23 protein-coding genes are annotated in these 24,081 nt (G+C 65.4%); 6 read left to right on the plus strand and 17 right to left on the minus strand.

The window, feature by feature from the left end:
• Positions 1 to 88: 88 nt before the first annotated feature.
• Positions 89 to 2,110, minus strand: coding sequence for a transketolase (gene tkt / locus MMB74_RS13650; protein WP_277429170.1), 2,022 nt, complete (start codon positions 2,108 to 2,110; stop codon positions 89 to 91).
• Between the two features lie 253 nt (positions 2,111 to 2,363).
• Here tkt and speE point away from each other — a divergent pair, with 253 nt between their 5' ends.
• Positions 2,364 to 3,224 carry a polyamine aminopropyltransferase gene (gene speE / locus MMB74_RS13655; RefSeq protein WP_277429171.1) on the plus strand — a complete coding sequence of 287 codons (861 nt, stop codon included), beginning with the start codon at positions 2,364 to 2,366 and terminating at the stop codon, positions 3,222 to 3,224.
• Positions 3,225 to 3,322: 98 nt separating this feature from the next.
• Positions 3,323 to 4,063, plus strand: a complete 741-nt coding sequence (locus MMB74_RS13660) for a 16S rRNA (uracil(1498)-N(3))-methyltransferase (protein WP_277429172.1) — start codon at positions 3,323 to 3,325, stop codon at positions 4,061 to 4,063.
• Between the two features lie 67 nt (positions 4,064 to 4,130).
• Here the strand turns inward: MMB74_RS13660 and MMB74_RS13665 are convergent, their stop codons facing one another.
• From MMB74_RS13665 to MMB74_RS13675, 3 genes are all read right to left on the minus strand, one after another.
• Positions 4,131 to 4,694 carry a barstar family protein gene (locus MMB74_RS13665; RefSeq protein WP_277429173.1) on the minus strand — a complete coding sequence of 188 codons (564 nt, stop codon included), beginning with the start codon at positions 4,692 to 4,694 and terminating at the stop codon, positions 4,131 to 4,133.
• A gap of 16 nt (positions 4,695 to 4,710) precedes the next feature.
• On the minus strand, positions 4,711 to 5,163 hold the full coding sequence (locus MMB74_RS13670) for a ribonuclease (RefSeq protein ID WP_277429174.1): 453 nt from the start codon (positions 5,161 to 5,163) through the stop codon (positions 4,711 to 4,713).
• A gap of 361 nt (positions 5,164 to 5,524) precedes the next feature.
• Positions 5,525 to 7,831: an NADP-dependent malic enzyme gene (locus MMB74_RS13675; protein WP_277429175.1), complete on the minus strand. Its 2,307-nt coding sequence runs from the start codon at positions 7,829 to 7,831 to the stop codon at positions 5,525 to 5,527.
• A 153-nt stretch (positions 7,832 to 7,984) separates the two neighbouring features.
• Here MMB74_RS13675 and thiL point away from each other — a divergent pair, with 153 nt between their 5' ends.
• The 3 genes from thiL (at position 7,985) to MMB74_RS13690 (ending at position 10,142) form a co-directional block, all read left to right on the plus strand.
• On the plus strand, positions 7,985 to 8,995 hold the full coding sequence (thiL, locus tag MMB74_RS13680) for a thiamine-phosphate kinase (protein ID WP_277429260.1): 1,011 nt from the start codon (positions 7,985 to 7,987) through the stop codon (positions 8,993 to 8,995).
• Complete coding sequence (locus MMB74_RS13685) at positions 8,985 to 9,557, plus strand: phosphatidylglycerophosphatase A (protein ID WP_277429176.1); 573 nt, start codon at positions 8,985 to 8,987, stop codon at positions 9,555 to 9,557. Before thiL ends, MMB74_RS13685 begins: the two co-directional genes overlap by 11 nt.
• A gap of 84 nt (positions 9,558 to 9,641) precedes the next feature.
• Positions 9,642 to 10,142 (plus strand): CinA family protein, encoded by a 501-nt coding sequence (locus tag MMB74_RS13690; RefSeq protein WP_277429177.1) that lies wholly within the window; start codon positions 9,642 to 9,644, stop codon positions 10,140 to 10,142.
• A gap of 37 nt (positions 10,143 to 10,179) precedes the next feature.
• Here MMB74_RS13690 and pyrF read toward each other — a convergent pair whose 3' ends face one another.
• From pyrF to MMB74_RS13745, 11 genes are all read right to left on the minus strand, one after another.
• Positions 10,180 to 11,004 (minus strand): orotidine-5'-phosphate decarboxylase, encoded by an 825-nt coding sequence (pyrF, locus tag MMB74_RS13695; protein WP_277429178.1) that lies wholly within the window; start codon positions 11,002 to 11,004, stop codon positions 10,180 to 10,182.
• 106 nt (positions 11,005 to 11,110) lie between these two features.
• Entirely contained in the window at positions 11,111 to 12,124 is a 1,014-nt protein-coding gene (locus MMB74_RS13700; RefSeq protein ID WP_277429261.1) for an aldose 1-epimerase, read from the minus strand.
• 188 nt (positions 12,125 to 12,312) lie between these two features.
• Complete coding sequence (locus tag MMB74_RS13705) at positions 12,313 to 13,215, minus strand: SMP-30/gluconolactonase/LRE family protein (protein WP_277429179.1); 903 nt, start codon at positions 13,213 to 13,215, stop codon at positions 12,313 to 12,315.
• On the minus strand, positions 13,206 to 13,994 hold the full coding sequence (locus MMB74_RS13710) for an SDR family oxidoreductase (RefSeq protein WP_277429180.1): 789 nt from the start codon (positions 13,992 to 13,994) through the stop codon (positions 13,206 to 13,208). The genes MMB74_RS13705 and MMB74_RS13710 overlap by 10 nt, the downstream gene beginning before the upstream one ends.
• A 62-nt stretch (positions 13,995 to 14,056) precedes the next feature.
• Positions 14,057 to 15,073 carry an L-arabinose ABC transporter permease AraH gene (gene araH / locus MMB74_RS13715; RefSeq protein ID WP_277429181.1) on the minus strand — a complete coding sequence of 339 codons (1,017 nt, stop codon included), beginning with the start codon at positions 15,071 to 15,073 and terminating at the stop codon, positions 14,057 to 14,059.
• An 85-nt stretch (positions 15,074 to 15,158) separates the two neighbouring features.
• The gene (gene araG / locus MMB74_RS13720) at positions 15,159 to 16,682 is read right to left on the minus strand and encodes an L-arabinose ABC transporter ATP-binding protein AraG (RefSeq protein WP_277429182.1); all 1,524 of its coding nucleotides are present in this window, start codon (positions 16,680 to 16,682) and stop codon (positions 15,159 to 15,161) included.
• 85 nt (positions 16,683 to 16,767) lie between these two features.
• Positions 16,768 to 17,769, minus strand: coding sequence for an arabinose ABC transporter substrate-binding protein (locus tag MMB74_RS13725; RefSeq protein WP_277429183.1), 1,002 nt, complete (start codon positions 17,767 to 17,769; stop codon positions 16,768 to 16,770).
• Between the two features lie 136 nt (positions 17,770 to 17,905).
• On the minus strand, positions 17,906 to 18,685 hold the full coding sequence (locus MMB74_RS13730; RefSeq protein WP_277429184.1) for an SDR family oxidoreductase: 780 nt from the start codon (positions 18,683 to 18,685) through the stop codon (positions 17,906 to 17,908).
• Entirely contained in the window at positions 18,682 to 19,362 is a 681-nt protein-coding gene (locus MMB74_RS13735) for a 2-dehydro-3-deoxy-6-phosphogalactonate aldolase (protein WP_277429185.1), read from the minus strand. The genes MMB74_RS13730 and MMB74_RS13735 overlap by 4 nt, the downstream gene beginning before the upstream one ends.
• An 89-nt stretch (positions 19,363 to 19,451) precedes the next feature.
• The gene (locus MMB74_RS13740) at positions 19,452 to 20,435 is read right to left on the minus strand and encodes a 2-dehydro-3-deoxygalactonokinase (protein WP_277429186.1); all 984 of its coding nucleotides are present in this window, start codon (positions 20,433 to 20,435) and stop codon (positions 19,452 to 19,454) included.
• 5 nt (positions 20,436 to 20,440) lie between these two features.
• On the minus strand, positions 20,441 to 21,373 hold the full coding sequence (locus tag MMB74_RS13745) for an IclR family transcriptional regulator (protein WP_277429187.1): 933 nt from the start codon (positions 21,371 to 21,373) through the stop codon (positions 20,441 to 20,443).
• Positions 21,374 to 21,651: 278 nt separating this feature from the next.
• On the opposite strand from MMB74_RS13745, the gene MMB74_RS13750 reads away from it, so the two are divergent.
• Positions 21,652 to 22,167 (plus strand): cupin domain-containing protein, encoded by a 516-nt coding sequence (locus MMB74_RS13750; protein ID WP_277429188.1) that lies wholly within the window; start codon positions 21,652 to 21,654, stop codon positions 22,165 to 22,167.
• Between the two features lie 77 nt (positions 22,168 to 22,244).
• Here MMB74_RS13750 and MMB74_RS13755 read toward each other — a convergent pair whose 3' ends face one another.
• Both MMB74_RS13755 and mtgA read right to left on the minus strand, forming a co-directional pair.
• A complete protein-coding gene (locus tag MMB74_RS13755) occupies positions 22,245 to 23,300 on the minus strand; it encodes an ADP-heptose--LPS heptosyltransferase (protein WP_277429189.1) in 1,056 nt (351 codons plus the stop codon).
• Positions 23,301 to 23,346: 46 nt separating this feature from the next.
• Positions 23,347 to 24,069, minus strand: coding sequence for a monofunctional biosynthetic peptidoglycan transglycosylase (gene mtgA / locus MMB74_RS13760; RefSeq protein ID WP_277429190.1), 723 nt, complete (start codon positions 24,067 to 24,069; stop codon positions 23,347 to 23,349).
• Positions 24,070 to 24,081: the final 12 nt, after the last annotated feature.

Below are 24,081 nucleotides of genomic sequence, written 5' to 3' on the forward strand. Positions count from 1 at the left end.
ACCTCACGCTTGCCGGCGCCAAGCGAGCATCGCTCGCGCCACGACGCCGCCGGCAAGCCGTATTGCATCTCGCGACGAAGTCTATCCGTTACTCGAGCGCGGCCTTGGCCACTGCGACAACGTGCTCCACCGTGAAGCCGAAGTGCTTGAACAGCACGCCGGCCGGAGCCGACTCGCCGAACGTGTCGATCCCGACCACGCCGCCTTCGAGACCGACGTACTTGCGCCAGAAATCGGTCACGCCCGCTTCGATCGCAATGCGGCGCACGCCCTTGGGCAGCACGCGCTCGCGATAGTCGGCATCTTGCCGGTCGAACACCGTGGTCGCCGGCATCGACACCACGCGCGCGGCGATCCCTTGCTGCGCGAGCGGCTCGACCGCGGCCAAGGCCAATTCGACCTCCGACCCAGTGGCGATCAAGATGAGCTTGCGGGCGACGATTTCGTCGTTCCAATCGCGCAGCACATAGCCGCCCTTCGCGATATTGGCGATTTGCGCATCGCTACGCGCCGAAAACGGCAGGTTCTGCCGGCTGAAGATCAGGCACGAGGGGCCTTGGTATTCAACCGCCTGCGTCCAGGCAACGGCCGTCTCCACCGTATCGGACGGGCGCCACACATGAAGGTTCGGGATCAGGCGCAAGCTCGCGACATGCTCGACCGATTGGTGCGTGGGGCCGTCCTCGCCCAAGCCGATCGAATCGTGCGTGAAGACGAAGATCGACGGCGACTTCATCAGCGCCGCCACGCGCAACGCATTGCGGCTGTAGTCGGAGAAGGTCAGGAAGGTGCCGCCGAACGCCTTGTAGCCACCGTGCAGCGCAATGCCGTTGATGGCGGCGCTCATGCCGAATTCACGCACGCCGTAGTTGACGTGGTTGCCCCACACGATGCCATGCTCGCCCGCGCGCACGGGCTTGCTCGCCTTCCAATTCGTGAGGTTCGAGCCGGTCAAGTCGGCCGAGCCGCCGAGCAACTCGGGCAGTGCCGCGGCCAGCCCTTCGATGGTTTGCTGCGATGCTTTGCGCGTGGCGACCGTCTCCGCACGCTCGTTCGCGCCGGCGATGATCGCTTGCGCTTTGGCCGTCCAATCGGACGGCAGCTTGCCGGCCGCGCGCCGCTCGAACTGCGCCGCTTGCTCCGGGTACTTCGCGCGGTACTGTGCGAACGCGTCGTTCCAGGCCGCTTCGCGCTGTGCGCCCGCTTCCTTTGCGTCCCACGCCGCATAGACCTCTTGCGGGATCACGAACGGCTCCCACTTCCAGCCGATCGCCTCGCGCGTGGCGGCAATTTCCTGCGCGCCGAGCGGCGCGCCGTGCGCATCGTGGCCGCCCGCCTTGGTGGGCGCGCCCTTGCCGATGACGGTCTTGCAGCAAATCAACGTGGGCTTGTCCGCAGCCTTGGCGGCCGCGATCGCCGCGTCCACCGCTTGCACGTCGTGCCCGTCGACGTTGCGAACGACATTCCAGCCGTACGCCTCGAAACGCTTAGGGGTGTCGTCGCCGAACCAATATTCGACGTGGCCGTCGATCGAGATGCCATTGTCGTCGTACAGCGCGATCAGCTTGTTCAGCTTGAGCGTGCCCGCGAGCGAACAGACCTCGTGCGAGATGCCTTCCATGAGGCAACCGTCGCCGAGGAACACATAGGTGTGGTGGTCGACGATCTTGGCATCGGCCTGGTTGAATTCGGCCGCAAGCAGCGCTTCGGCGAGCGCCATGCCGACGGCGTTCGCCAAGCCTTGGCCAAGCGGGCCTGTCGTCGTTTCGACGCCCGGCGTGATGCCGTATTCGGGATGGCCCGGCGTCTTCGAATGCAGTTGGCGGAAGTTCTTGAGCTCGGCGAGCGGCAGATCGTAGCCCGTCAAATGCAGCAGCGAGTACAGCAGCATGGAGCCGTGGCCGTTGGACAGCACGAAGCGATCGCGATCGGCCCAATGCGGGTTGGCCGGATTGTGCTTCAGATGGCGCGACCAAAGCGCGACGGCAATTTCAGCCATGCCCATCGGCATGCCTGGGTGGCCTGAGTTCGCTTGTTGCACGGCATCCATGGCGAGCGCGCGGATCGCGTTCGCCATGAGAGCGGTGGGAGCGGGAGACGAGGTCGTCATGTCGAGTCCGGAGAACGAGTCGAGAAAGCGTGCGCGCGGTGGCCCGCTGCTCGGGTGGGACGCCCGCCCACGCGGTAGGGCGTGCGCTGCGGCGCGAAGCGGCAAGAGCGAGCGGACGGTGCTGCAAAGCATGCCATTCTAGCAGATGGCGGTAAGGCCTCCCCCGCCCCGGCGCGCGTGCGGCTTCGCCGATCGGCGCGCCCCGCGGCTCTATAATCAGGGCATTACGACAGATTGCGAGCGTGCCATCACCGTGTTCTCCCGCACCGCACCGCCGCTACTGTTTCACCCAACGCCCGGCGCCGCCTACGGCTTTCCGGGCGCGCGGCGTGTCGCCCAGGTCCAATCGCCGCATCAGCGCATCGAAGTCTGGGATACGCCGCAACTCGGCGTGCTGTTTACGCTCGACGAGCGCCCCATGACCTCGGTCGGCGACGAATTCATCTATCACGAGTGCATGGTCCACCCGGCCGCGCTCGCCCATCCCACGCCGCGCAAGGCGCTCGTGCTGGGCGGCGGCGACGGCGGCGCCGCGAGGCAACTGCTCGCACACCCGAGCATCGAGCGAATCGTCGTCGCCGAGCTGGACGAGGCCGTGCTCGACATGGCGCGCAAGCACTTGGCGCAGGTGCACCGAGGCGCGCTCGACGATGCGCGCGTGCAAGTGGTGATCGGCGACGCCGCGCGCTTCGTCGCCACGACCATGGAACGCTTCGATCTCGTCGTATTCGACCTGACCCCGCCCGATTCGCCGGCCGCGGAACTCTACACGTCCGCCTTTTACGCCCGCCTGAAGAACATCCTGGCGCCGCGCGCGATGCTGTCGATGCATCTGGGCTCGGCCCAGTTCCACCCCGAGCGGGCGGCGGCGCTCGCGCGCGGCTTGCGCGCCAGCTTCGCCATGGTCGACGTCATCTCGGCGTTCGTGCCGCTTTACGGCTCGCTCTGGCTCATGGCGCTCGCGAGCGACACGCTCGAAGCCGCCTCGCTGTTCAAGCGCGACATCGAAGAGCGGCTGGCCGCGCGTGGCGTCGACGGCTTGCGTTACTATGACGCCGCGCTGCATCCCGCGCTGTTCCTCTTGCCGCGAGGTGTGCGCGAAGCGCTGCGCTAACCGGCGGTTGGTGCGATGCGGCCGGCAAAACGAGGGGCGCAGCCTAGCGCGGCGGCCCCGAGCGCACCCCTCGCTCACTCAACCTCGAACGTCGCTTTATGCCTCGCTTTTTCGTCGATTCGGCCTTTGCGCCCGGCGACATCGTCGCCCTGCCCGAGGATGTCGCCCGCCATGTTCAAGTGCTTCGCCTCGAATCGGGCGATGACTTGACGCTATTCAACGGCCGCGGCGGCCAATACGCGGCGCGGCTCGTCGAACTGGGCCGCCGCAATGCCCTCGCGCAAGTCGGCGCGTTCGAGCCTGTCGATGCCGAGGCGCCCTATCGGATCACGCTGGCTCAGGGAATCGCAGGCGGCGACAAAATGGATTGGCTCGTCGAGAAAGCGGTCGAGCTCGGCGTGACGCGAATCGCGCCGCTAGTCACAACGCGCGCCGTCGTGCGCCTATCGGCCGAGCGCGCGAGCCGCCGCCACGCTCACTGGGAGGGCATCGTACGGGCGGCCTGCGAACAGTGCGGCCGCAACCGGATACCAGAGGTTCAAGCCCCTTGCGAATTGCCGAAATGGATCGAAGCGTTGGCAGCGGGCAGCGACCCCGGCGCATTGCGGCTCATGCTGTCGCCGCGCGCCAGCATAGCGTTCGATGCGTTGCCGAGCGCGCCGCCTAGCGGCGACGTCACCTTGCTGATCGGCCCGGAAGGCGGGTTATCGCCCGAGGAGGAAGAGACCGCTGTCGCCCACGGATTTACCGCGCTGTCGCTGGGACCGCGCATTTTGCGCACGGAAACGGCCGGCTTAGCCGTCCTGGCAGCGCTCGCGGCCCGCTGGGGAGGATGGTGAAGCCAGGCCCCGCGCGGGGGCTGGCCAGAGGAGGAGCGTGACGCAGCCGCTACGCAGCGGCCTCGCGTCAGGCAAACGAATAGAAGACGCGGAAAGCGACCTTGCGCTCTGCCCAGAATTCGGCGGCCTCGCGGAAAACGTCGAGCAGCGTCTCGCGCCCTTCCTTGTCGAACTTCTGCGCGATCGGCAGCCCTTCGAGCACGATGACGAAGCCGGGCTGCTCGCCCGCTTTGTGCACGAGGTCGGTCAGAGAGTCGTACAGCGCGTCGTAGTTCTTGCCGAAATGTTTGGGAAACAAAAACGACGTGGCGATCGTCTCGAGCACTTCCTGCTTCGAGGCCGCTTGGCCGCAGTACGCATACAGGAAATGCTGCTCGAGCCGCTGGGCCTCGTCGGCGAGGTCCTGCACGCGAAACGCCCGGATGGACTGGACGATGTTCGGTCGCACGGTCGCGAAAAGGCTCATAGGCTCCTCGCTCGGTGAATGCCGGGATACCGCCGCGTCGCCCTGCGCGTTCTGGCCCCGCTCGGCCGTGCGCATTTGCATGACGCGCTGAAAAAGGTTGCCGTCGCCGGCCGCGAACAGATCCGTCGCGACTGGAGCGTCGTGCGCGTAGACGTTGTCGCTCATGCCGTTCATCCCGATATCATTCAACAATGCGTTTAAAACTGTTGTAGTGGTCGTCCGAGTAGAAACAATTGTCGGTCCGCCTCAAAGGGCCGCCGCAAACGATGCGGCGCGCGCCGCGGTTTCTGGCTCGCGGCGTCGGGACCGTGTACTCATGGTAGTAACCCCGCCGATGCGGCGGCAGAAGCCGTTCGAAATTACCGAACACGATGCCGTCCTTCGGATACGGATAGGGGCCGCCGACCGCGATCAGATGCAGTGTATCGACCGCTTCGCTCGGCAACTGCGCCTGCTCGATCGTGCCGAATCCACCCGCCGACGGTTGCGGCGCCTCGCGCGCCAAAGCAACGGACGAAGCAGTGAAGCCGCCGACCGCGCCGGCGCCGCCCCAGCCTGCTAGGGCCAAGAACGCCGCGAGCGCGCCGTGACAAACCCATTTACCAGCTCGTTCGCGTGTTCCCGCGCGTGTCATGGGCGACAGTTCCTGCTGCTCGATCAGATATGAACGACCACGAAAAGCGTAAGCGTATCCCTAACCGCCCGTCGACGCAATCTTTGTATGCAAAATGAAAGAGTTACGTCACTTTCTCGGATTGCCGGTCGTCCTATTTTTCCCGTGTTTTCGCTATTTTTATCTTTCACAGGATAAAGTTTCGTGGACGATCCCGATGCGGCAAGTCTTTGCCTCCTTGCCGCAGCGTGACGCAATCGGGCATCGTCGTTTCACGCATTTGGGGCGGCAGCCTCTCTTTTCGCCCCCGGCGTGCCCGCAATGGGCACGCCGTTTTTTCTTCTCTTCTTTACCGCAAAACAATGGGATCAATTTGATCCGTTCAGCGCGACGCTGCGCTGACGTCAGCCACGAGCAAAGCAGCCATGTTGACGATACGGCGCACCGTCGCCGATTCCGTCAGCACATGGACGGGCTTGGCCGCGCCCAGCAGGATAGGCCCGATCGCGATGTTGTTGCCGGCAGCGGTCTTGAGCAGGTTGTACGCGATGTTGGCCGCATCGATGTTCGGCAGCACGAGCAGGTTCGCCTCGCCCTCGAGCGTCGACTCGGGCAGCACCTCGCGGCGCAGCTCGGGATCGAGCGCAACGTCGCCGTGCATTTCGCCGTCCACTTGCAGGTCGGGTGCGCGCTCCTTGATCAGGGCAAGCGTATCGCGCATCTTTTGCGCCGACGGCGCATTGCTCGTCCCGAAATTGGAGTGCGACAGGAGCGCCACCTTCGGCTCGATACCGAAGCGGCGCACTTCCTCCGCCGCCATCAGCGTGATCTCGGCAAGCTCGGCCGGCGTCGGGTCCACGTTCACATGCGTGTCGACGATAAAGATCTGCCGGCCCGGCAGCACGAGCCCGTTCATTGCCCCGAACACCGTGCAGCCTTCGCGCTTGCCGATCACCTGATTGATGAAGTGCAGATGACGGTGCGTCGTCGAGATCGTGCCGCAAATCATGCCGTCCGCCTCACCCTTCTTCACGAGCATCGAGCCGATCAGCGTCGTGCGCCGGCGCATTTCCACCTTCGCCAACTGCTGGCTGATGCCCTTGCGCGCCATCAAGTGGTAGTACTCCTGCCAAAACTCGCGGTAGCGCTCGTCGTGGTCCGTATTCACGACCGTGAAATCGACGCCGGGCGTGAGCCGCAAGCCGTAGCGCTCGATTCGATGCTCGATCACGGACGGGCGGCCAATCAGGATTGGGGTCGCCAGTTTTTCGTCGACGACGATCTGCACCGCGCGCAGCACGCGCTCCTCTTCGCCTTCGGCAAATACGATGCGCTTCTTGCTCGGCTCGACGCTGCGCGCCTGCTGGAAGATCGGCTTCATCGTGGTGCCGCTGTGGTAAACGAACTGCTGCAGGTGCTGCTTATAGGCCTCCATATCCTCGATCGGCCGCGTCGCGACGCCCGAATCCATCGCGGCTTGCGCAACGGCCGGCGCGATCTTGACGATGAGGCGCGGATCGAACGGCTTCGGAATCAGGTACTCCGGCCCGAACGAGAGGTCTTGAATGCCGTACGCCGTCGCAACGATATCGCTCTGCTCCTGGCGCGCGAGTTCCGCAATCGCATTCACGGCCGCGATTTCCATCTCGCGCGTCACCGTCGTCGCGCCCGCATCGAGCGCGCCTCGGAAGATGAACGGAAAGCACAGGACGTTGTTGACCTGATTCGGGTAATCGGTCCGGCCCGTCGCCAGCACCGCATCGGGCCGCACTTCCAGCGCGGCCTCGGGCAAGATTTCGGGCGTCGGATTGGCAAGCGCGAGAATGAGCGGTTTGGCGGCCATGCCCTTGACCATCTCCGGTTTGAGCACGCCGCCGGCCGACAGGCCGAGGAAAATATCGGCGCCCTCGATCACTTCGGCAAGCGTGCGCGCCGATGTCTCGCGCGCGAAGCGTTCCTTGTCCGGGTCCATCAACTCGGTGCGGCCTTTGTAGACGACGCCGGCCAAGTCCGTCACGAAAATATTCTCGAGCGACAAGCCTAGATCGACCAGCAAGTCGAGGCAGGCGAGCGCCGCAGCGCCGGCGCCCGAGGCGACGAGCTTGACCTTCGAGATGTCCTTGCCGACGACCTTCAAGCCGTTCGTCACGGCCGCGGCGACGACGATCGCCGTGCCGTGCTGATCGTCGTGGAAGACCGGGATCTTCATCCGCTTGCGGCACTCGCGCTCGACGATGAAGCAGTCGGGCGCCTTGATGTCTTCGAGATTGATGCCGCCGAAGGTGGGCTCGAGCGCGGCGATGACATCGACGAGCTTATGCGGGTCCGACTCGTTCAACTCGATATCGAATACGTCGATGCCGGCGAACTTCTTGAACAGCACCGCCTTGCCTTCCATCACGGGTTTGGACGCCAGCGGGCCGATGTTGCCCAGGCCGAGCACCGCCGTGCCGTTCGTGACGACGCCGACCAAATTGCTGCGCGCCGTGAAGCGCGCCGCGTTCAGCGGGTTTTCGACGATTTCCTCGCAGGCGAAGGCGACCCCGGGCGAATAGGCGAGCGCCAGATCGCGCTGGTTGATCATCTGCTTCGTCGGCGCGATGGCGATCTTGCCTGGCGAAGGAAATTCGTGATAATCGAGCGCGGCTTCGCGCAGCTTCGCCTTGGCGGCAGCGGGTTTCGTAGACATGAGTCGAAAGTCCAGTCTTTGTTACGCGGATTAGAATCAATGTTCGACGGCATTGTAGCGCCAATCGTTGCCTGCCCCGGCGGCCGGCCCGTCTGGGCAGGCAACGCGAGCGGCATCTGCAAAGCGCGTCGCCGTCAACGCATCCTTTTCCGCATCCCGTTTATGTCACTCTCAGAGTTCTCGCTAATCGAGCGTTTTTTCGCGCAGCGCGCACGCCGCGGCCCGCGCCGAGCCCTGCTCGGCATCGGCGACGACTGCGCGCTCATCGCGCCCGCACAAGGCGAAGCGCTCGCCGTATCGACCGATATGCTCGTCGAAGGCCGGCATTTCCTGCCGGACGTCGACCCGCGCTCGCTCGGCCATAAAACGCTCGCCGTCAACCTGTCGGATCTCGCCGCAATGGGCGCGAAACCGCGTGCGTTTACGCTCTCGCTCGCGTTGGAAACGCCACGCGAGGCATGGCTCGAAGCCTTCGCCGATGGCCTGTTCGCACTTGCCGAGCGCTTCAACTGCGAACTGATCGGCGGAGACACCACGCGCGGCCCGTTGAATCTATGCGTCACGGTTTTCGGCGACGTGCCGGCCCAAGCGGCGCTACGCCGCGACGGCGCGCGCGAGGGGGACGACATTTGGGTTTCCGGCACGCTCGGCGATGCGAGAGCCGCGCTCGGCCTCGTGCGCGGCGAATGCGCGCCGAGCCTGTTCGACGAGCGCGAACGCGCGTCGCTGCAGCAAGCGCTCGATCGGCCCGAACCGCGCATTGCGCTCGGCCTGGCCTTGCGCGGACTCGCGCATGCTGGGCTCGACGTCTCGGACGGCCTAGCCGGGGACTTGCTGCACATCCTCGAGCGCTCGCGCATGTGCGCCTGCGTCGACGTCGACGCCGTGCCACGCTCGCAAGCGCTGCGCAAACTGCCGCTCGACGCGCAGCGGCAGTGCACGCTAGCAGGCGGCGACGATTACGAACTGCTCTTCACCGCCCCGCCGCACGCGCGCGAAGCGATCGTCGACGCCGGCGCGCGCGCGGCCGTCGCCGTAACCCGCATCGGTACAATAGACGCCTTGCGCCATGCGACGGACGAGCCGGCCATCGCGTGGCAAGACGCCTCACAGACGCAGCTCTCGTTGACGCTGCACGGGTTCGACCACTTCGATGCAAACTGATCCGACGCTTCCCGGCGGTCCGCCGTCCGCCCCGCCCCCACGGCCACAACCGCCCTCTCGGCCCGTTTCGCCGCGGGCCAAGCGCCGCGCGAGCGCGCGCTTCATGCTCTCGCACCCGCTCCACCTGTTCTCGCTCGGTTTCGGCAGCGGCTTGTCGCCGGTCATGCCGGGCACCATGGGCACGCTGCTCGCGTGGGCCTCGTTCGCCGCGCTCGACGCGCGTCTCACGGTGCTCGAGTGGGCCGTGCTCATCGTCGGCGGGTTCGTCGCGGGCATCTATGTCACGGGGTTCACCGCGCGCAAACTCGGCATCGACGATCCATCGGCCATCGTCTGGGATGAAATCGTCGCGTTTTGGCTCGTGCTGCTGTTCGTCACGCCCGAAACGTTCACCGGCCAGCTTTGGGCGTTTCTCGTGTTCCGGTTCTTCGATATGGTCAAGCCGCCGCCGATTCGATACTTCGATCGCCACGTGAAAGGCGGCATCGGCATCATGCTCGACGATCTGATCGCCGCATTCTTCACCCTGCTCGTCATCGCGTTATGGCGCATGACGATCTAGACACGACATACGGATCCGTTCAGGCCGCGCACCTTCGAGGCGCCGCGGCTTTGCCCGCCCATCGAGAATAGCGAGACCACCGCAATGCCCACCGATTCCGTCGTTCATCAACTCGCCGTGCGCGCCGGCAACAAGCTGCGCGAAACGCGACTCATGCTCACGACCGCCGAGTCATGCACGGGCGGGATGGTGGCTACCGCCATCACCGACATTTCGGGCAGCAGCGGCTGGTTCGAGCGCGGCTTCGTCACTTATTCGAACCAAGCGAAGACAGAGATGATCGGTGTGCCCGCCGACCTCATCGACAAGCATGGGGCAGTGAGCGAGCCCGTGGCGCGCGCCATGGCCGAAGGCGCTTTGCGCAACAGCCGCGCGCAAGTTTCGCTGGCGATCACGGGCGTGGCCGGGCCCGGCGGCGGCACTGAAACGAAACCGGTGGGAATGGTGTGCTTCGCGTGGAGCAACCGGCTGCATACGTCGGCCGAAACGCTGGTGTTCAAAGGCGACCGAGAGCAGATTCGCGTGCAGGCCGCGGCGCACGCGCTACGCGGCCTGCTCGATCACATCGACCACAACGAGCATTGAGGCTTGGTCGTGCGAGTTCGGCCGCGGCGCTAGCCGCTCAGCGATACGCGTTGATTTTCTCGCGCGTCTCGAGCGCCGCTTGGGCGGCCGCTCGAGCGAAGTCCTCGTCCTTGCCCGCGTAAAGAATCGCGCGCGACGAATTGATCATCATCCCGCTTCCCGCTCGCGTGCGGCCGGCCTCGACCGTCGCCTGGACGTCGCCGCCTTGCGCGCCGACGCCGGGAATCAAGAGCGGCATGTCGCCGACGATGCCGCGCACGACTTCGATTTCCTTCGGGAACGTCGCGCCGACGACGAGCGACAGTTCGCCGCTCGCATTCCACTTCTCGGCCGCGAGCGACGCCACGACCTGATACAGTGGGCGCCCGCCCGTCTCGAGAAACTGTAGGTCCGAGCCGCCCGGGTTGGACGTGCGGCACAGCACGATCACGCCTTTGCCCGTGTGCGCGAGGTACGGCTGGATCGAATCGAATCCCATGTACGGATTGACCGTGACCGCATCGGCCCGGTAGCGATCGAACGCTTCGCGCGCGTATTGCTCGGCGGTGCTGCCGATGTCGCCGCGTTTGGCGTCGAGGATCACCGGCAGACCGGGATGGCACTCGTGGATATGGGCGATCAGCGCCTCGAGCTGGTCCTCGGCGCGGTGCGCGGCGAAGTAGGCGATCTGCGGCTTGAACGCGCTCGCATAGGGTGCGGTCGCATCGACGATGTCCCGGCAAAATTCGAAGATCTTGTCGGCGCGGTTCGCGAGCGCTGCCGGAAAGCGGGCCGGTTCGGGGTCGAGGCCGACGCACAGGAGCGAACCCGTGCGCTGCCAGGCGTCGTTGAGCGAGCGGACGAACGAATAGGACGTGGACATGGCGAAAACGATGGAAAGAAGCGCGCCGATGGCGGGAAAGGCCCGTATTCTACCCGCGCTTGCCCGCCGGCCGGCAGCCGCAGGCGCGGCGCGCGCGCCAACCCCGCTAGCGGCCGACGGGCTCGACCGTGAAGCGGAACTCCCGCGCGAGCGTTTCCCCGGGCGCGAGCACCGTCATGCCGTGCGCGCTCGCACCGCCGGGCAAATTCACCGCATTGATCGGATGATCGACGGGCTCGAAGCAAAAGAAATCTTCACCGGGCGGCGTGTAGAGCACGTAATAGTCGGCGTCCGCTGCGATCGTCAGCGAAAGCCGCTTGCGCGGCCAGACCACGGCGGCGCGGCCGCTCCAATGCGTGAACGCGTGATTGACCAGGGCGTCCGGCAACGGATATGCCACACCGAATTCCCAGGCTGGCGGCGCGGGCACATGCCGCACGGGTAGCCAATCGGGGCCGGGCAGCCACAACCCGCTCGCCGCCGCCGACAGCCGCGTGTCGCCGTCGCGCGCCAGAAAGGGATGGAGCCCCAGTCCGAACGGCAGCGGCTCGCGCCCTGCGTTCTCGACCGACAACGCCACCGAAAGCGTCGCGTCCTCGAGTGTGTAGGCAAGCCGCGCGCGGTAGGCGTGCGGTTTGGCCCGCTCGCGTTCGAGCGTGAGCGTGGCATGCGTCGCGCCGCGCTCGGCGACCCGCCACGCGCGCAACCAGCCGTCGCCGTGAATCGGTAGCGGCTCGGCCGTGCGGTTGCGCGGCACGGCCAGCTCGCGCCCGTCGAAGTGGAACCTCGCGCCGCCGATCCGGTTCGAGTAGGGCACGAGCGGGTAGCACGCGAGCGCGTTCGGATCGGTGTCCACTTGCGCTTGCGCGCACTGCCGGAAAATCGGCGTGGGCTGGCCGCCGTCGCCATGCCACTCGAAACGCGTCATACCGCCGCCCAGCGCGGGCGCCAAATCGACGCGCAATTGGCCGTTCGCCAGCGTCAGCGCGGCCGGCACGCGACCGCCCGCCGTAGCGCGGGCGACCGCGGAGGTTTGCGGTCCCGAGCGCACCGGCTGCATCAACGCGGCGAGCTTCGCACTGCGCGATTGCGCGCGCGCACCGCGTCTTTGCGCCGGCATGGGGCTGCCTTGGGAATCGGTCGCGCCCCTCGTTGCGGTGGCGTCGGAATTCGCTATCGTCATGATGAGCTCCGTCGAGAGGCGGTCTTGCCGGTGCGACGCCGGCGTGAGGCTCGAGTGCTGCCGCCGTGTCTTTAGCCGGCTTTGACTCGCGATGCGTCCTTCGGTTTAACCGATCGGACTCGGGTTTACCGCCACTCGCCGAGAAACAGCGGTTCGGCCAGCCCGCGGCGCCCGCTCGGCGCGATGAAGATCCCTCCCGCGCCGTGCTCGGCGGCAAGCGCGGCCGCATCGAGTTCCACGCGCGCCGTAGTGATGTACAGCGTGGCCAGATGCGCTCCGCCAAGCGCGACACAACTCGGCTGGCTCGTCGGCACGCTCACGCGGTCGGTTTCCACGCCATCCGGCCGATAGCGCACCACGCGGCCGCCGCCCCATTGCGCATTCCAGAGCCCGCCTTCGGCATCGACCGTCGAGCCGTCGGGCACGCCGCTCGCGTCGGTGAGCCGGGCGAAGACGCGCACGTTGCCGACCGAGCCGTCCGCGCCGTAGTCGCAGGCGAGAATTTCTCGCGTCGGCGAATCGCAGAAATACATCGTGGCGCCATCGGGGCTGAAAGCAATGCTGTTCGAGATCGCAGGCGACGGCAGCGGCAAGCGCTCGAGCGACAAATCGCGGCCCAATCGATAAAAGCCCCCGATCGGCCTCAGTTCCGCGCCTTCATGCTTCGTGCCGAAGACGAAGCGGCCTTGCCGATCGCATCGCCCATCGTTCAGTCGCGTATCGAGCCCCGGTTCGACGTCGACGATGCGGCGCATGTCGCCCGTGGTCAAATCGAAGAACGCCAGGTGCGTGGCCAGTCCCACGAGCAGGTAATGCGGATCGGCGCACAGCGCGAACGTCGCGAGGCGTTCGGGCATCGCCCAACTCGCACGTTCGCCCGTTTGCGGATCGAGGCGATGCAAGCGAGCGCCTTCGATATCGGTCCAATAAAAGCGCCCCGTGCGCGCGCACCAGGTTGCGCCCTCTCCGAGCGCGCACCGCGCACGCACCGCGAGCGAGGCGCGAGAACGCTCCAAGCTCATACCCATCCCCCGTCGACGATGAAGTCCTGCGCCGTGATCATGCGGCTATCGTCGGCCGCGAGAAACAACGCCATGCGCGCCAAATCGTCCGGCATCAATTCGCCGTCGAGGCACTGCCCTTCCTTGAGCGCACGCTTGCCCGCTTCGTCGAGCCATAGCCGGCGTTGCTTCTCGGTCAACACCCAGCCCGGCACGAGCGCATTGACGCGAATGCCGAACGGACCGAGATCGCGCGCCAGCGCCCGCGTGAGGCCTTCGATCGCGGCTTTGGCCGTCAGATAGACGGGCATGCCGCCTTGTTTGAGCATCCAGCTGATCGAGCCGAGATTGATGATCGAGCCGCCGCCCGCACGCTTCATGTCTTCGACGACGGCCTGGGCGGCGAAGAACTGATGCCGCAAATTGACGGCGAGACCGGCGTCGAACGAAGCCGGCGTGACCTCGGCCAGCGCGTGCCGCGCATCGTTCGCGGCGTTGTTGACGAGCACCGTGATCGGGCCGAATGCATTCTGCACGTCGGCGATCGCGCCGCGCAGCGCGTCGATATCGGTCACGTCGCATGCGAGAAAGAGCGGCTTGGCGCTTGCGTCGCCAAGCGCATCGGCTAGCGCTTCGCCGGCGCTCGCGTCGATGTCGCAGAACGCGACGCGAGCGCCTTGCAGCGCGAAATGCTCGACGAACGATGCGCCGATACCGGTCGCGCCGCCCGTGATGAAGACCGTGCGGCCAGCCAGGCTCGGGTAGCGCGCGTAAGGACCTGCTTGCGGATGATCGGGAAGCGCCATCGTGAAGATTCTCCGGAAAGACTGCGCGTCCGCTCGCGAGAGCGGACGCTAGCGTAACTCACTCAATCGCGCGTACCGCGGTTCTTGAGTTGATCGAGCAGCACCGCCGCGAGCAGGATCGCGCCGCGCACCAAGTACTGATAGAACGCGTCGATATTGAGCAGGTTCATGACGTTCTCGACGGTGCCCATGATGAGCACGCCGATCACGACGCCCGAAATGGTCGCGCGGCCGCCGAGCAGCGACACGCCGCCCAGCACGCAAGCCGAGATCACATTCAGCTCGAAGCCCTGCGCGGCATTGGGCTGCCCCGACGTGATGCGCGACGCCAAAATCACACCGGCCAACGCGGTCACCGCGCCTTGCACGAGGAAGATCACGACGCGGGTGCGCTCGACGTTGATCCCGGCCAGACGCGACGCTTCCGGATTGCCGCCGATCGCGAGCGTATTGCGGCCATAGACAGTCTGGTTCAGCAGCACGCCGAACACGATGAAGCACGCGAGCGTCACCCAGATCGGCAGCGACACGCCGAGCATCGTGAGCCCGCCGAGTGCGATGAAGGTATCTGAGGACACGCCCACCGCTTGGCCGTGCGACACGATGAAGCCGAGGCCGCGCACGATCTCCATGGTGGCGAGCGTCGTGATCAGCGCATTGATGCGCAGGTAGGCGATGACGGCGCCATTGACCCAGCCGATGACCGACCCGGCCGCCACGGCCGCGACGATGGCGAGAAACGTGTTGTTCGTCGCATTGAGGACCATCGCGCAGAGCACGCCCGCGAAGGCCACGGTAGAGCCGACCGACAAATCGAAGTCGCGCGACGCAAGACAGAACATCATCGTGCAGGCGACCATGCCGATCTGCGAGACCGACAGCGCAAGGCCGAGCATGTTGTCGATCGAGAAGAAGTGATCGACGGTCAGCGACGTCGTCACGAACATGACGGCGAAGATGAGGATGAGGCTGTATTCGGTGACTTGTTGCCACCACTTCTGCCGATCGTTCGGCTGCGGGATCAACGCTTCGGCCGCGCGCTTCGCGCCCGCCTCGATCAGATTTTCTCTAGCTTGCATGTCCTGACTCCTTCACCGTCGTGTGCGACGGGTTTTGTTTCATCCGTTTCTCTTTACGGTTCCGCTCGCGTGCTCGCCCGCGCACTCAAGCCGCATCGAGCGCTGCGCCCGCGCGCGCCCCTTGCGGCAGCGCAAGCTCGAGCAGCGCAGGCTCGCTGGCTTGCTCGCGCGGCACCTCGCCCGCGATGCGCCCCTCCCGCATGACGACGATCCGATCGGACACGCCGAGCACTTCGGGCAGCTCCGAGGACACCATCACCACCGCGCAACCGCGTTCGGCCAACTCGTAGATGACGTTGTAGATCTCGTGCTTGGCCCCGACGTCGATACCGCGCGTCGGCTCGTCCAGAATCACGACCTTCAGATCGGGTTCCGCCAGCCAGCGCGACAAGATCGCCTTTTGCTGATTGCCGCCCGAGAGCAGACGAATCTTTTGCCGGCGGCTCGGCGTCTTGATCTTGAGCAGCTTGATGAAACGCTCGGCCGTCTCGATCTCTTTGGCGCGGTTCAGGAACAAGCCCGCCCGCAGATAGTGCCGACGGCAGCTGATGTTGATGTTCTCGTCGACGGAAGCCATCGCGACGATGCCCTCCTCCTTGCGATCCTCGGGGCACAGCACGATGCCGCTGCGAATCGCCTGCCCTGGACTACTCGTATCGATGTCGCGGCCATCGAGCGTCATGCGCCCGCCGCGCCGCTTTTCGGCTCCGTAGACGAGCCGCATCAACTCGCTGCGTCCCGCGCCGACAAGCCCGAAGAAACCGACGATTTCGCCCGCGCGCACGCTGAAGCTGGCAGGCGCGGACAAGCCGTGGCCTTGCACCGCGTCGACGGCAAGGCGCACTTCGCCTTGTATGCGCGGGCGATAGCCGTAGATGTCGGAAATCTCGCGCCCGACCATTTCGGCGACGATCGTCTCGCGCTTCACCTCGGCAAGCGAACGATGCGATGCGACCTTGCGGCCGTCGCGAAAGATCGTGCAGGCATCGCACAGCTCGTAAATCTCGTCCATGCGGTGCGAGATATAGATGAGCGCGCGGCCGTCGGCTTTCAGTTCCCGCACGAGCTTGAACAGCACTTCGGTCTCGCGGTGCGAGAGCGAGCTCGTCGGTTCGTCCAGCGCGATCACGCGCGCATTGCGCAGCAGCGCCTTGCAGATCTCGACCATCTGCCGTTGCGCGATCGACAAGCGCCCGAGCTTGGCATTCGGATCGAGGTCGACGCCCATTTGCGCGAGCCGCTCTCTGACGAAACGCTTCGCTTCGCCCTTGTGCACCCACCCGAGCGCATTGGGCAGCCGGCCGAGCAGCAGGTTCTCCGCCACCGTCAGATCGGGGACGTATTGCAGTTCCTGGTGAATCACCGCGACGCCGGCCGCGATCGAAGCCGCGGCGTTGGCGAAACGCACTTCTTGACCGTCCACCATGATGCGGCCCGAATCGGGCTGATACTCGCCGCCGAGAATCTTGAGCAGCGTCGACTTGCCCGCTCCGTTCTCGCCCATGAGCCCGTGCACTTGGCCGGCCTCGACTTCGAACGACACGCCGTCGAGCGCACGCACGCCCGGAAAGACCTTGCCGATATTGTCAAATCGCAACGTTGCAGACATCTCACCTCACCTCGTACTGAAGGGTCATCCGAGCCGGCGCTTGCAGCGACTTCGCAAGCGCCGGCAGGAACGCTTCGCCGCTAACTTACTTCGAGGCGAGACCCATCTCTTCACGCACCTTGGCGACGTTGTCGCGCGTCGCGAGCATGCCCGTCGTCAGCGTGAGCTTCGGCGGTTCCTTGCCTTGCGTAATCCAGTCGTACATCAGCGTCGAGGTTTCTTCGCCATGGCGCTTCGGGCTGATGATGACGCTGCCGAAGAAGCCCGTCGGGTTCGGTTTCTTGAACTCGTTCAGGGCCGAATCGGAGCCGCCGATGCCGATGCCGATCATGTTGTCGGCCTTGAAGCCCCGGCCTTCGGCCGCGCGCACGGCGCCGAGGACGGCTTCGTCGTTCAGGCCGTACGCCACCCAGTGCTTGAAGTTCGGGTTCTTCGTGATGGCGATGTTGGCCGCGTTGAACGCGTTCTCCGTGTCCGTCTTCGCTTGAGGAGCAGCGACGATGTTCGCCTTCGGGAAGCCCGAGGCCAACAACACGTCGGTCGCGCCTTGCGTACGATCGTGAGCGGTCGGCAGTTGCTCGTAGGTCACGTCGATCGCGCCGACGTCCTTCATGTCCCAGCCGCGCTTCTTGATCTCGTCGACGATGCCCTTGCCCACCTGCTGGCCGATGTTGTAGGCCGAAATGCCCATGTGCGGCACGGCGGCGATCGGCTTGCCCGATCCATCCACCAAGCGATCGTCGACCGTCATCATCTTCAAGCCGTCCGCCTTGGCCTTCGCGACGATGCCCGGTCCGAGCTTCACGTCAGGCGTGCAGATGATGAAGCCCTGGGCCTTTTGCGCGTGCAGGTTGTCGATCGCGCTCATGACCTTCTCGCCGGAAGGCGCGCCGATCTTGACGAGCGTGAAGCCCTTCTGCTTCGCGGCGATCTCCGCGAATTTCCATTCGTCCTGGAACCAGGGCTCCTCGGGTTGCTTCACGAGGAAGCCGATCTTGACCGGATCGGCGGCTTGAGCGGCCGGCACACCCGCCACCATCGACGTCACCGCAGCGGCGGCCAGCGTGAGGAAAATTCTGCGTTTCATGACATGCGTCTCCTGTCTGATTGAGCGTTTTGGCCGCGTTATCTATGTCGGATGACTCACGCGGCCACTGTGCGCCATCCGGTTGAAGCATCGCCGTGCGAACCCGTCGCCCGGCAATCGAAACGATCGTTTCAGATCAATCGTGGTAAAGCGCAGAGCGCCCGCCATCGACCGTGATGCAAGTCGCGTTGATGAACGGCGCGTCGTCCGATGCGAGGAACACCGCCGTCATTGCAATCTCATGCGGTTGCGCAATGCGCTTCATCGGTTGCAAATCCAACGTCGCTTGGCGCGCGGCCGCCGGGTCCGGCTGGCCGTTCCACCAATCGTGCGTGAGCTGCGTCTCCACATAACCGGGAGCGATCGCGTTGACGCGCACTTGTTTCGCCGCGTATTCGATGCCGAGTGCGCGCGTCAAACCAAGCACGCCGTGCTTGGCCACCGGATACGGGAAGCATCCAGGGATGATCTGAAACGCGTGCGTCGATGCGATATTGACGATGCTGCCGCGGCCACGTTCGACCATGCCCGGCAATACGGCCTTGCAACCGTTCCACACGCCATCGAGGTCCACGGCGAAGCAGCGGCGCCAATCGTCGTCGGTCATCGTCAGCGGATCGCAAAACACGTTGATGCCAGCGTTGTTCACGAGCGTGTCGATGGGGCCGAAAGCCTGCTCGCCCGCATCGCGCGCAGCGCACACCGACGCCCCCTGCGTCACGTCGGTGCGCACGGCCAGCACGCGCGCGCCCGGCGTCTCGCGCTCGATCCGTTCGGCAACCTGGCGCGCAGCTTCGAGGTCGAGTTCGGCCAGCACGGTCGCCGCGCCTTCGCGCGCGAAGGCACGGGCGATCGCCTCGCCGATGCCGCGACCGGCGCCGGTGATGAGCGCCACTTTGCCCGCGAGCCGGTTCACCGCGCCGCCCCCGCGCTCACGCCGCGCCAGGCCGCGACGAACGCATGCGCATGCTTGGCCGTCGCCTCGACTTCTTGGCCAGGGCGATACAACGCCGAGCCGAGACCGAAGCCGTTCGCGCCCGCGGCAACGAGCGTCCCCATGTTCTCGGGCGTCACACCGCCGACGGGCACGAGCGGCACGCGCTTGGCGATCACGGCTCGCCACGCTTTGACGACGACCGCGCCCAGCTGCTCGGCGGGAAACATCTTGAGCACGTCGGCGCCGCTCGCGAGCGCGGCGAACGCTTCGGTCGGCGTGGCCACCCCGGGCGCGCAGGCCATGCCGTTGCGCTTCGCGGTTTCGATGATCTCGACGTCGCCATGCGGCATGACGATCAGTTCCCCGCCGGCGCGGGCAACATCCTCGACGAAGGCGGGCCGCAGCACGGTGCCCGCGCCAACGATGACTTCGTCGGGCAGCGCTTGCCTCAACGCCGCGATGCTCGCGAGCGGATCGGGCGAATTGAGCGGCACTTCGACGATGCGAAAACCCGCTTCGTAGAGCGCTCGGCCGTGCGCCACCGCTTCGCCCGGCGTGATGCCGCGCAAGATGGCGATCAGCGGACATGCCTCGAATGCACCGATGAACTTGGCGTGCGGATGGTACGGCTTGGGTAAATCGAATTCGGTTTGCATGGCGTAGCGACTAAAACGGTTTAGCTCATTGACTGACAATGCATCGACCCACTGCGGCACACTTCTCGTTCGGCGGCCGCACCCGTGCTTCAACCGGCGGGCGCAAAAGCGCGACGCCCAACCAACCCCGCTTGGACGGCGAGCCGCCATAGGCCGCTTTCGGCAGCGGCTTCGACGATGCTCGCGCGCAAGCAGCCGAATTGCGTCAGCGCCAACCGATAGCGTTCGCACAGCGTGGCGCTGCCGATCAGACGCGGCGCTTCACCGGCAAGCGCCACGCCCCGCGATGCGAGCAGCGCCGCCAACCCGGCCAACTCGTGGCCGATCAGGAGGCCCGACAAATAGTCGGGCTGCTGCTGCGGCTCCAACTCGCCGGTCAGCCCCAAGGCTCGGGTGCTGAAAATCGTGGCAAGCAAGCCCGCGCCATGCGCGTGCTGGGCGACGGCCACCCCACGCAAAAACGCTTGCGTGTCGAACTGGGCCGGCTCGCTCATCGTGCGACCCAAGATCGTGTGCTCGCGCAACACCCCGTAGACCTCCCCGGTCATGAACGTATGGAACGATTCGATCCGTTCGCCGCGCACGACCGCCCATTTCGCATGCGTGCCCGGCAAGCCCACCAGCGCGCGCGTTTCCCCATCGAGCGCCGCGCTCGCCAGCGCGCCCACGATCTGGGTTTCCTCGCCGCGCATGACGTTCGGCAGCTCGCCGTGCTCGATCACCCCCGGTACGATATGAATATCGGCGCCGCATGCTGCGCTCACGCGCACGATTCCAGCAACGAGCGCAGAAGCGTCGGCGGGCGTTTCGACGTACAGCGCCTCGCGCCAGCCCTGCGCGCTGCCGATCATGCCGGCGGCGATCACGGGCAGGCTCGGCGCCATGCCGAGCCAATCGCCGCAAGCGGCTTCGAACGCGGCGTCGAACGCGCCCGGCTGCGGCAAGCGCATGATCCCGTCGCCGGACGCGTGCGTCGCGATCACACCGCCACGCTCATCGAACAGATAGGCGCGCAGGGCTGTGGTGCCCCAGTCGAGTCCGATCAGCGCGGGCGGCGCCGCCAAAGCTTGCACAGCGGTCATCGTTTGATACGGCGCGCTGCGGGCGCACTCCAGCCGAGTTCTTCGGAAATCGCGCGCGCGCTTCGCTGCACGACGGGGACCAGTTCATCCATGCGTTCTTGAGACATGTAGTGCGTGGTGCTCGCCACGGAGATCGCGGCCACGATTGCGCCGGTCGCATCGCGCACGGGCGCGGCCACGCAGCAGATCGACGGCTCGTTCTCTTCGAGGTCGAACGAAAATTGCCCGGCGGCATAGCGCACCATGCGCTGAAGGAATAGCGGCTTGTCCGGACGGCGGCTGTTTTCGAAGCGCACGCCTTCGAGCGTGCGCTGCGCGGCGTCGTAGAGCGAACTCCAGCTCTGCGGCGACAAGTCGAGCATCAGCGCTTTGCCGATGCCGGTGCAGGCGAGCGGCATCTTGTGACCGGCCTTCGAACGCATTTCGAGCCCACGCGTGCCGGGCAGCTTGTCGATGTAAAGCACGTCTTCGCCGTCGCGCACGCCAAGGTGAACCGTATCGAGCGTCGCCTGCGCGAGCCGCTCGAGGTGCGGGCGCGCCACCGCAGTGAGCGGCATCTGCTCGAGGGCGACGGTACCGAGTTCGATCAGTTTCGGCCCGAGCAAATACCCTTGCGGCACTTGGCGCAGATAGCGCGCCTGCACGAGGCTGTGCACGAGCCGGTGTGTCGTGCTGCGGGTCGTGCCCAACGCCGCGGCGAACGCACGCATGTCGCGCGCGCCACGGGCGCACGCCTCGATGATCGCGAGCCCGCGCAGCAGAGTCTGCGTCCCGGCGGGCAAATCCAAGCTATCGAGCGCCGAGCCTGCGATCGCAGGCGGCTCGGAGGCCTCGCCTCTGACACCGCGCGGCGGCAGTTCGGATACGTCGCTTCTCGTGGCGGAAGCGGAAAGTTGGTGGTCGGATGCAGTCATCGGGCGCGTCTCCATTGGGTTCGAATGCTTCGCTCTCGAATCGCAGAATGCTTCGCTTTCGTTGGGCGGCTATTTCGACCGCTCGCGACGGATTGTAGGCACGCCTTGCGCCTCGATCCAACATTTGAATGACCTGCTCATATATTGAGATTGACGATCAATCGAGCATGATGGTTCCGCCTCGTCTGGCAATATGCTTCGCGCCGGCCTAGGCGTGCTGCAGGCCCATCACGGCCGCCCGCAGCGCCGCGTGGCGCTTCCTGCCGGCTCCCTTTTTCGACGAGAACCCACTTATGAAACCGATCATCAATCTGGACGAAGTCGAGCTATCCCCACTCCCTCCCGGCATGGCGCCGCCCGACTCGATGGCGGATCGCTACGCGCCGCGCATGGGCGCCGTCGGCGCCCGCATCGGCGCGCAAAAGCTCGGCTACAACGTGACGGCGCTTGCGCCGGGCAAACGCGGCTTCCCGTTTCACAACCATCGCGTGAACGAGGAAATGTTCTTCGTGTTGCAGGGAACTGGGGAGGTTCGGATCGGCGAGGCCGTCTATGCAATCCGCGCGGGCGACGTCATCGCCTGCCCGCCCGGAGGTCCGGAAGCGGCGCATCAGATCGCAAATACCGGGGACGTCGAGCTCAAGTACCTCGCCGTGAGCACGAAAATGCTGCCCGAAATCGCCGAATATCCCGACTCCGGCAAATTCGGCATCCTGGCGGAGTTTCCGGGCGCGCCGGGTGAGAAGCCGAAGGGCTTTCGGTTCGTATCGAGAGAAAGCGAGAGCGCGCCGTATTGGGATGGCAACTGACGGTGGCGGCCGCCGAGGCGTCTCGAGTCACACTCTGGCCGAGGGCTGGCACTGTTTAGGGCCGTTCAGACCGTTGATTAGCCTAAGGGCAAAGGCAGCAGCGAGAGCCCCTCGTCCAACAGGCGATCGAACGCGCCGCTCAGCAATGCTAAATCGCTCTTACGGCTGCTGGCCTGCAAGCCCCGCAACGACGGGACGTCCAAGCTGATCGATTGGCACATCGGGTAGTCTTTCGCGCGCAAATCAGGCTCGATGCTCGAGAAAAAAGCGGTGGTGGGGATATCGAAGCCCGCGGCGATATGAAGCGCGGCGCTGTCGCCCGTCATGACGAAGGCCGCGCCGCTCACCCAGCCAAGGAACGCGGCCGTCGTAGCGCTTTGCTCGCTGACATCCCGGTAGACCGGATGATCGACCTGCCCGAACCCGAGCACCGGCAAACCATAAGTGCGGTGTATCAGATCCACCAAGCGCGCCCACTGGCTCGACGGAATACTGCGCAACGATGTGCTCGCCGACGGCGAGAACAGCGCATAGGGCCGAGACACCGTTCGCGGCGACGCATCGGTGAGCGGCAATCGCCGCAGCCAGTTATTTCGCTTCTGCGAGGACGCCACCGATGCGGGATCCATACCGAGGGCATCGAGAAAGAAGTCGACCATAGGTTCGCGCGAAAAGCCGCGCCAGAACAGATGATTGCCCACATCGACGATCGCTTCCCGCCCGGGCAGCCCGCCGCCGATGGCACGCGGCAAGCACTGACACGTGTCCACGATCCGGCCGGTCGAGAGCGCATAAAGCGCCTCCACGTAAGCAGGCGCGCGCTTGGGCCGGTACAGATGGACGCGCAGGCTGGGAAACCGATGACGGATCGCGGCGATCGCCGTCAGACCGATAATCGAGTCCCCCAGCGTGACGCCCATTCCGTTGACGACGTGCACCGCCGATAGCGTCTCCCAGTCCAGCCGGAAGGCTCGTGCGTTTGCGTTGTTGATCCGTGGATCGGCCGTCGCCGGGCGATACCCGGCGAGCGAGGCATCGCCGGATTCGAGGTCGTACGGCGCGACGAGTTCGCCCAACGGCGACAGCAACGAGCCTGGATGAAAGAGGACATCGTCCGGATGCAATACGCTCATAGGGTTCGTCACGGAAATGAGTGCATCTCCGGTCGAGGCCGCCCGCTCATCGTGGCACTTCCGCCGCACCCATGCGCCGCGCGATGACCGCGGCCCGTTGTGCAAGATAAGCCGAGCCGCGATGCTCGTCGAAGTATTTCGGGCGAGGCAACATGACGGCGAGCCGTGCGGCTTGCCACGCCGTCAACCGCGCGGCGGAAGTGCGGTAGTAATATCGTGCGGCCGCTTGCGCGCCGTACACGCCGTTGCCCCATTCGACGGAATTCAGATAGATCTCGAAGATCCGCTGCTTGTCCAATAGCAGCTCGAGCATCCAGGTGATGATGAGCTCCTGCCCCTTGCGCAAGTAGCTTTTCTCGCGCGAAAGAAACAAGTTGCGCGCGAGTTGCTGCGTGATGGTCGAACCACCCGCGACGATCTTACCGCGCGCTTTGTTCTTTTCCCATGCCTGCAAAATCGCGTCGGTCTCGTAGCCGTTGTTATTGACGAAATTGGCGTCCTCGGAGGCGATGATCGCGCGTTTCAAGTTGCGCGAGATGCGCTCGTAGGGCACCCACTCGTGCGCGAGCGACAGATCGGGCCGATCCTGCGCGAGCCGCCATGCATCGGCCCGCATGAACGCCGTCGAACGCGGGTTGACGACGCTCCAAACGGCGATTTGCGCAAAGTAATACGCTTGCGTCGCACCCCACGCGAGCGCGCACACGGCTGCCGCATAAACGAGCCAGCCGGCGATCCCTTTCCCCGTCCGCTTTTTCGCTTTCGTCATCGCTGCGTTTTG

The sequence above is a fragment of the Trinickia sp. Y13 genome (genome assembly GCF_029522115.1).
Lineage (GTDB): Bacteria > Pseudomonadota > Gammaproteobacteria > Burkholderiales > Burkholderiaceae > Trinickia.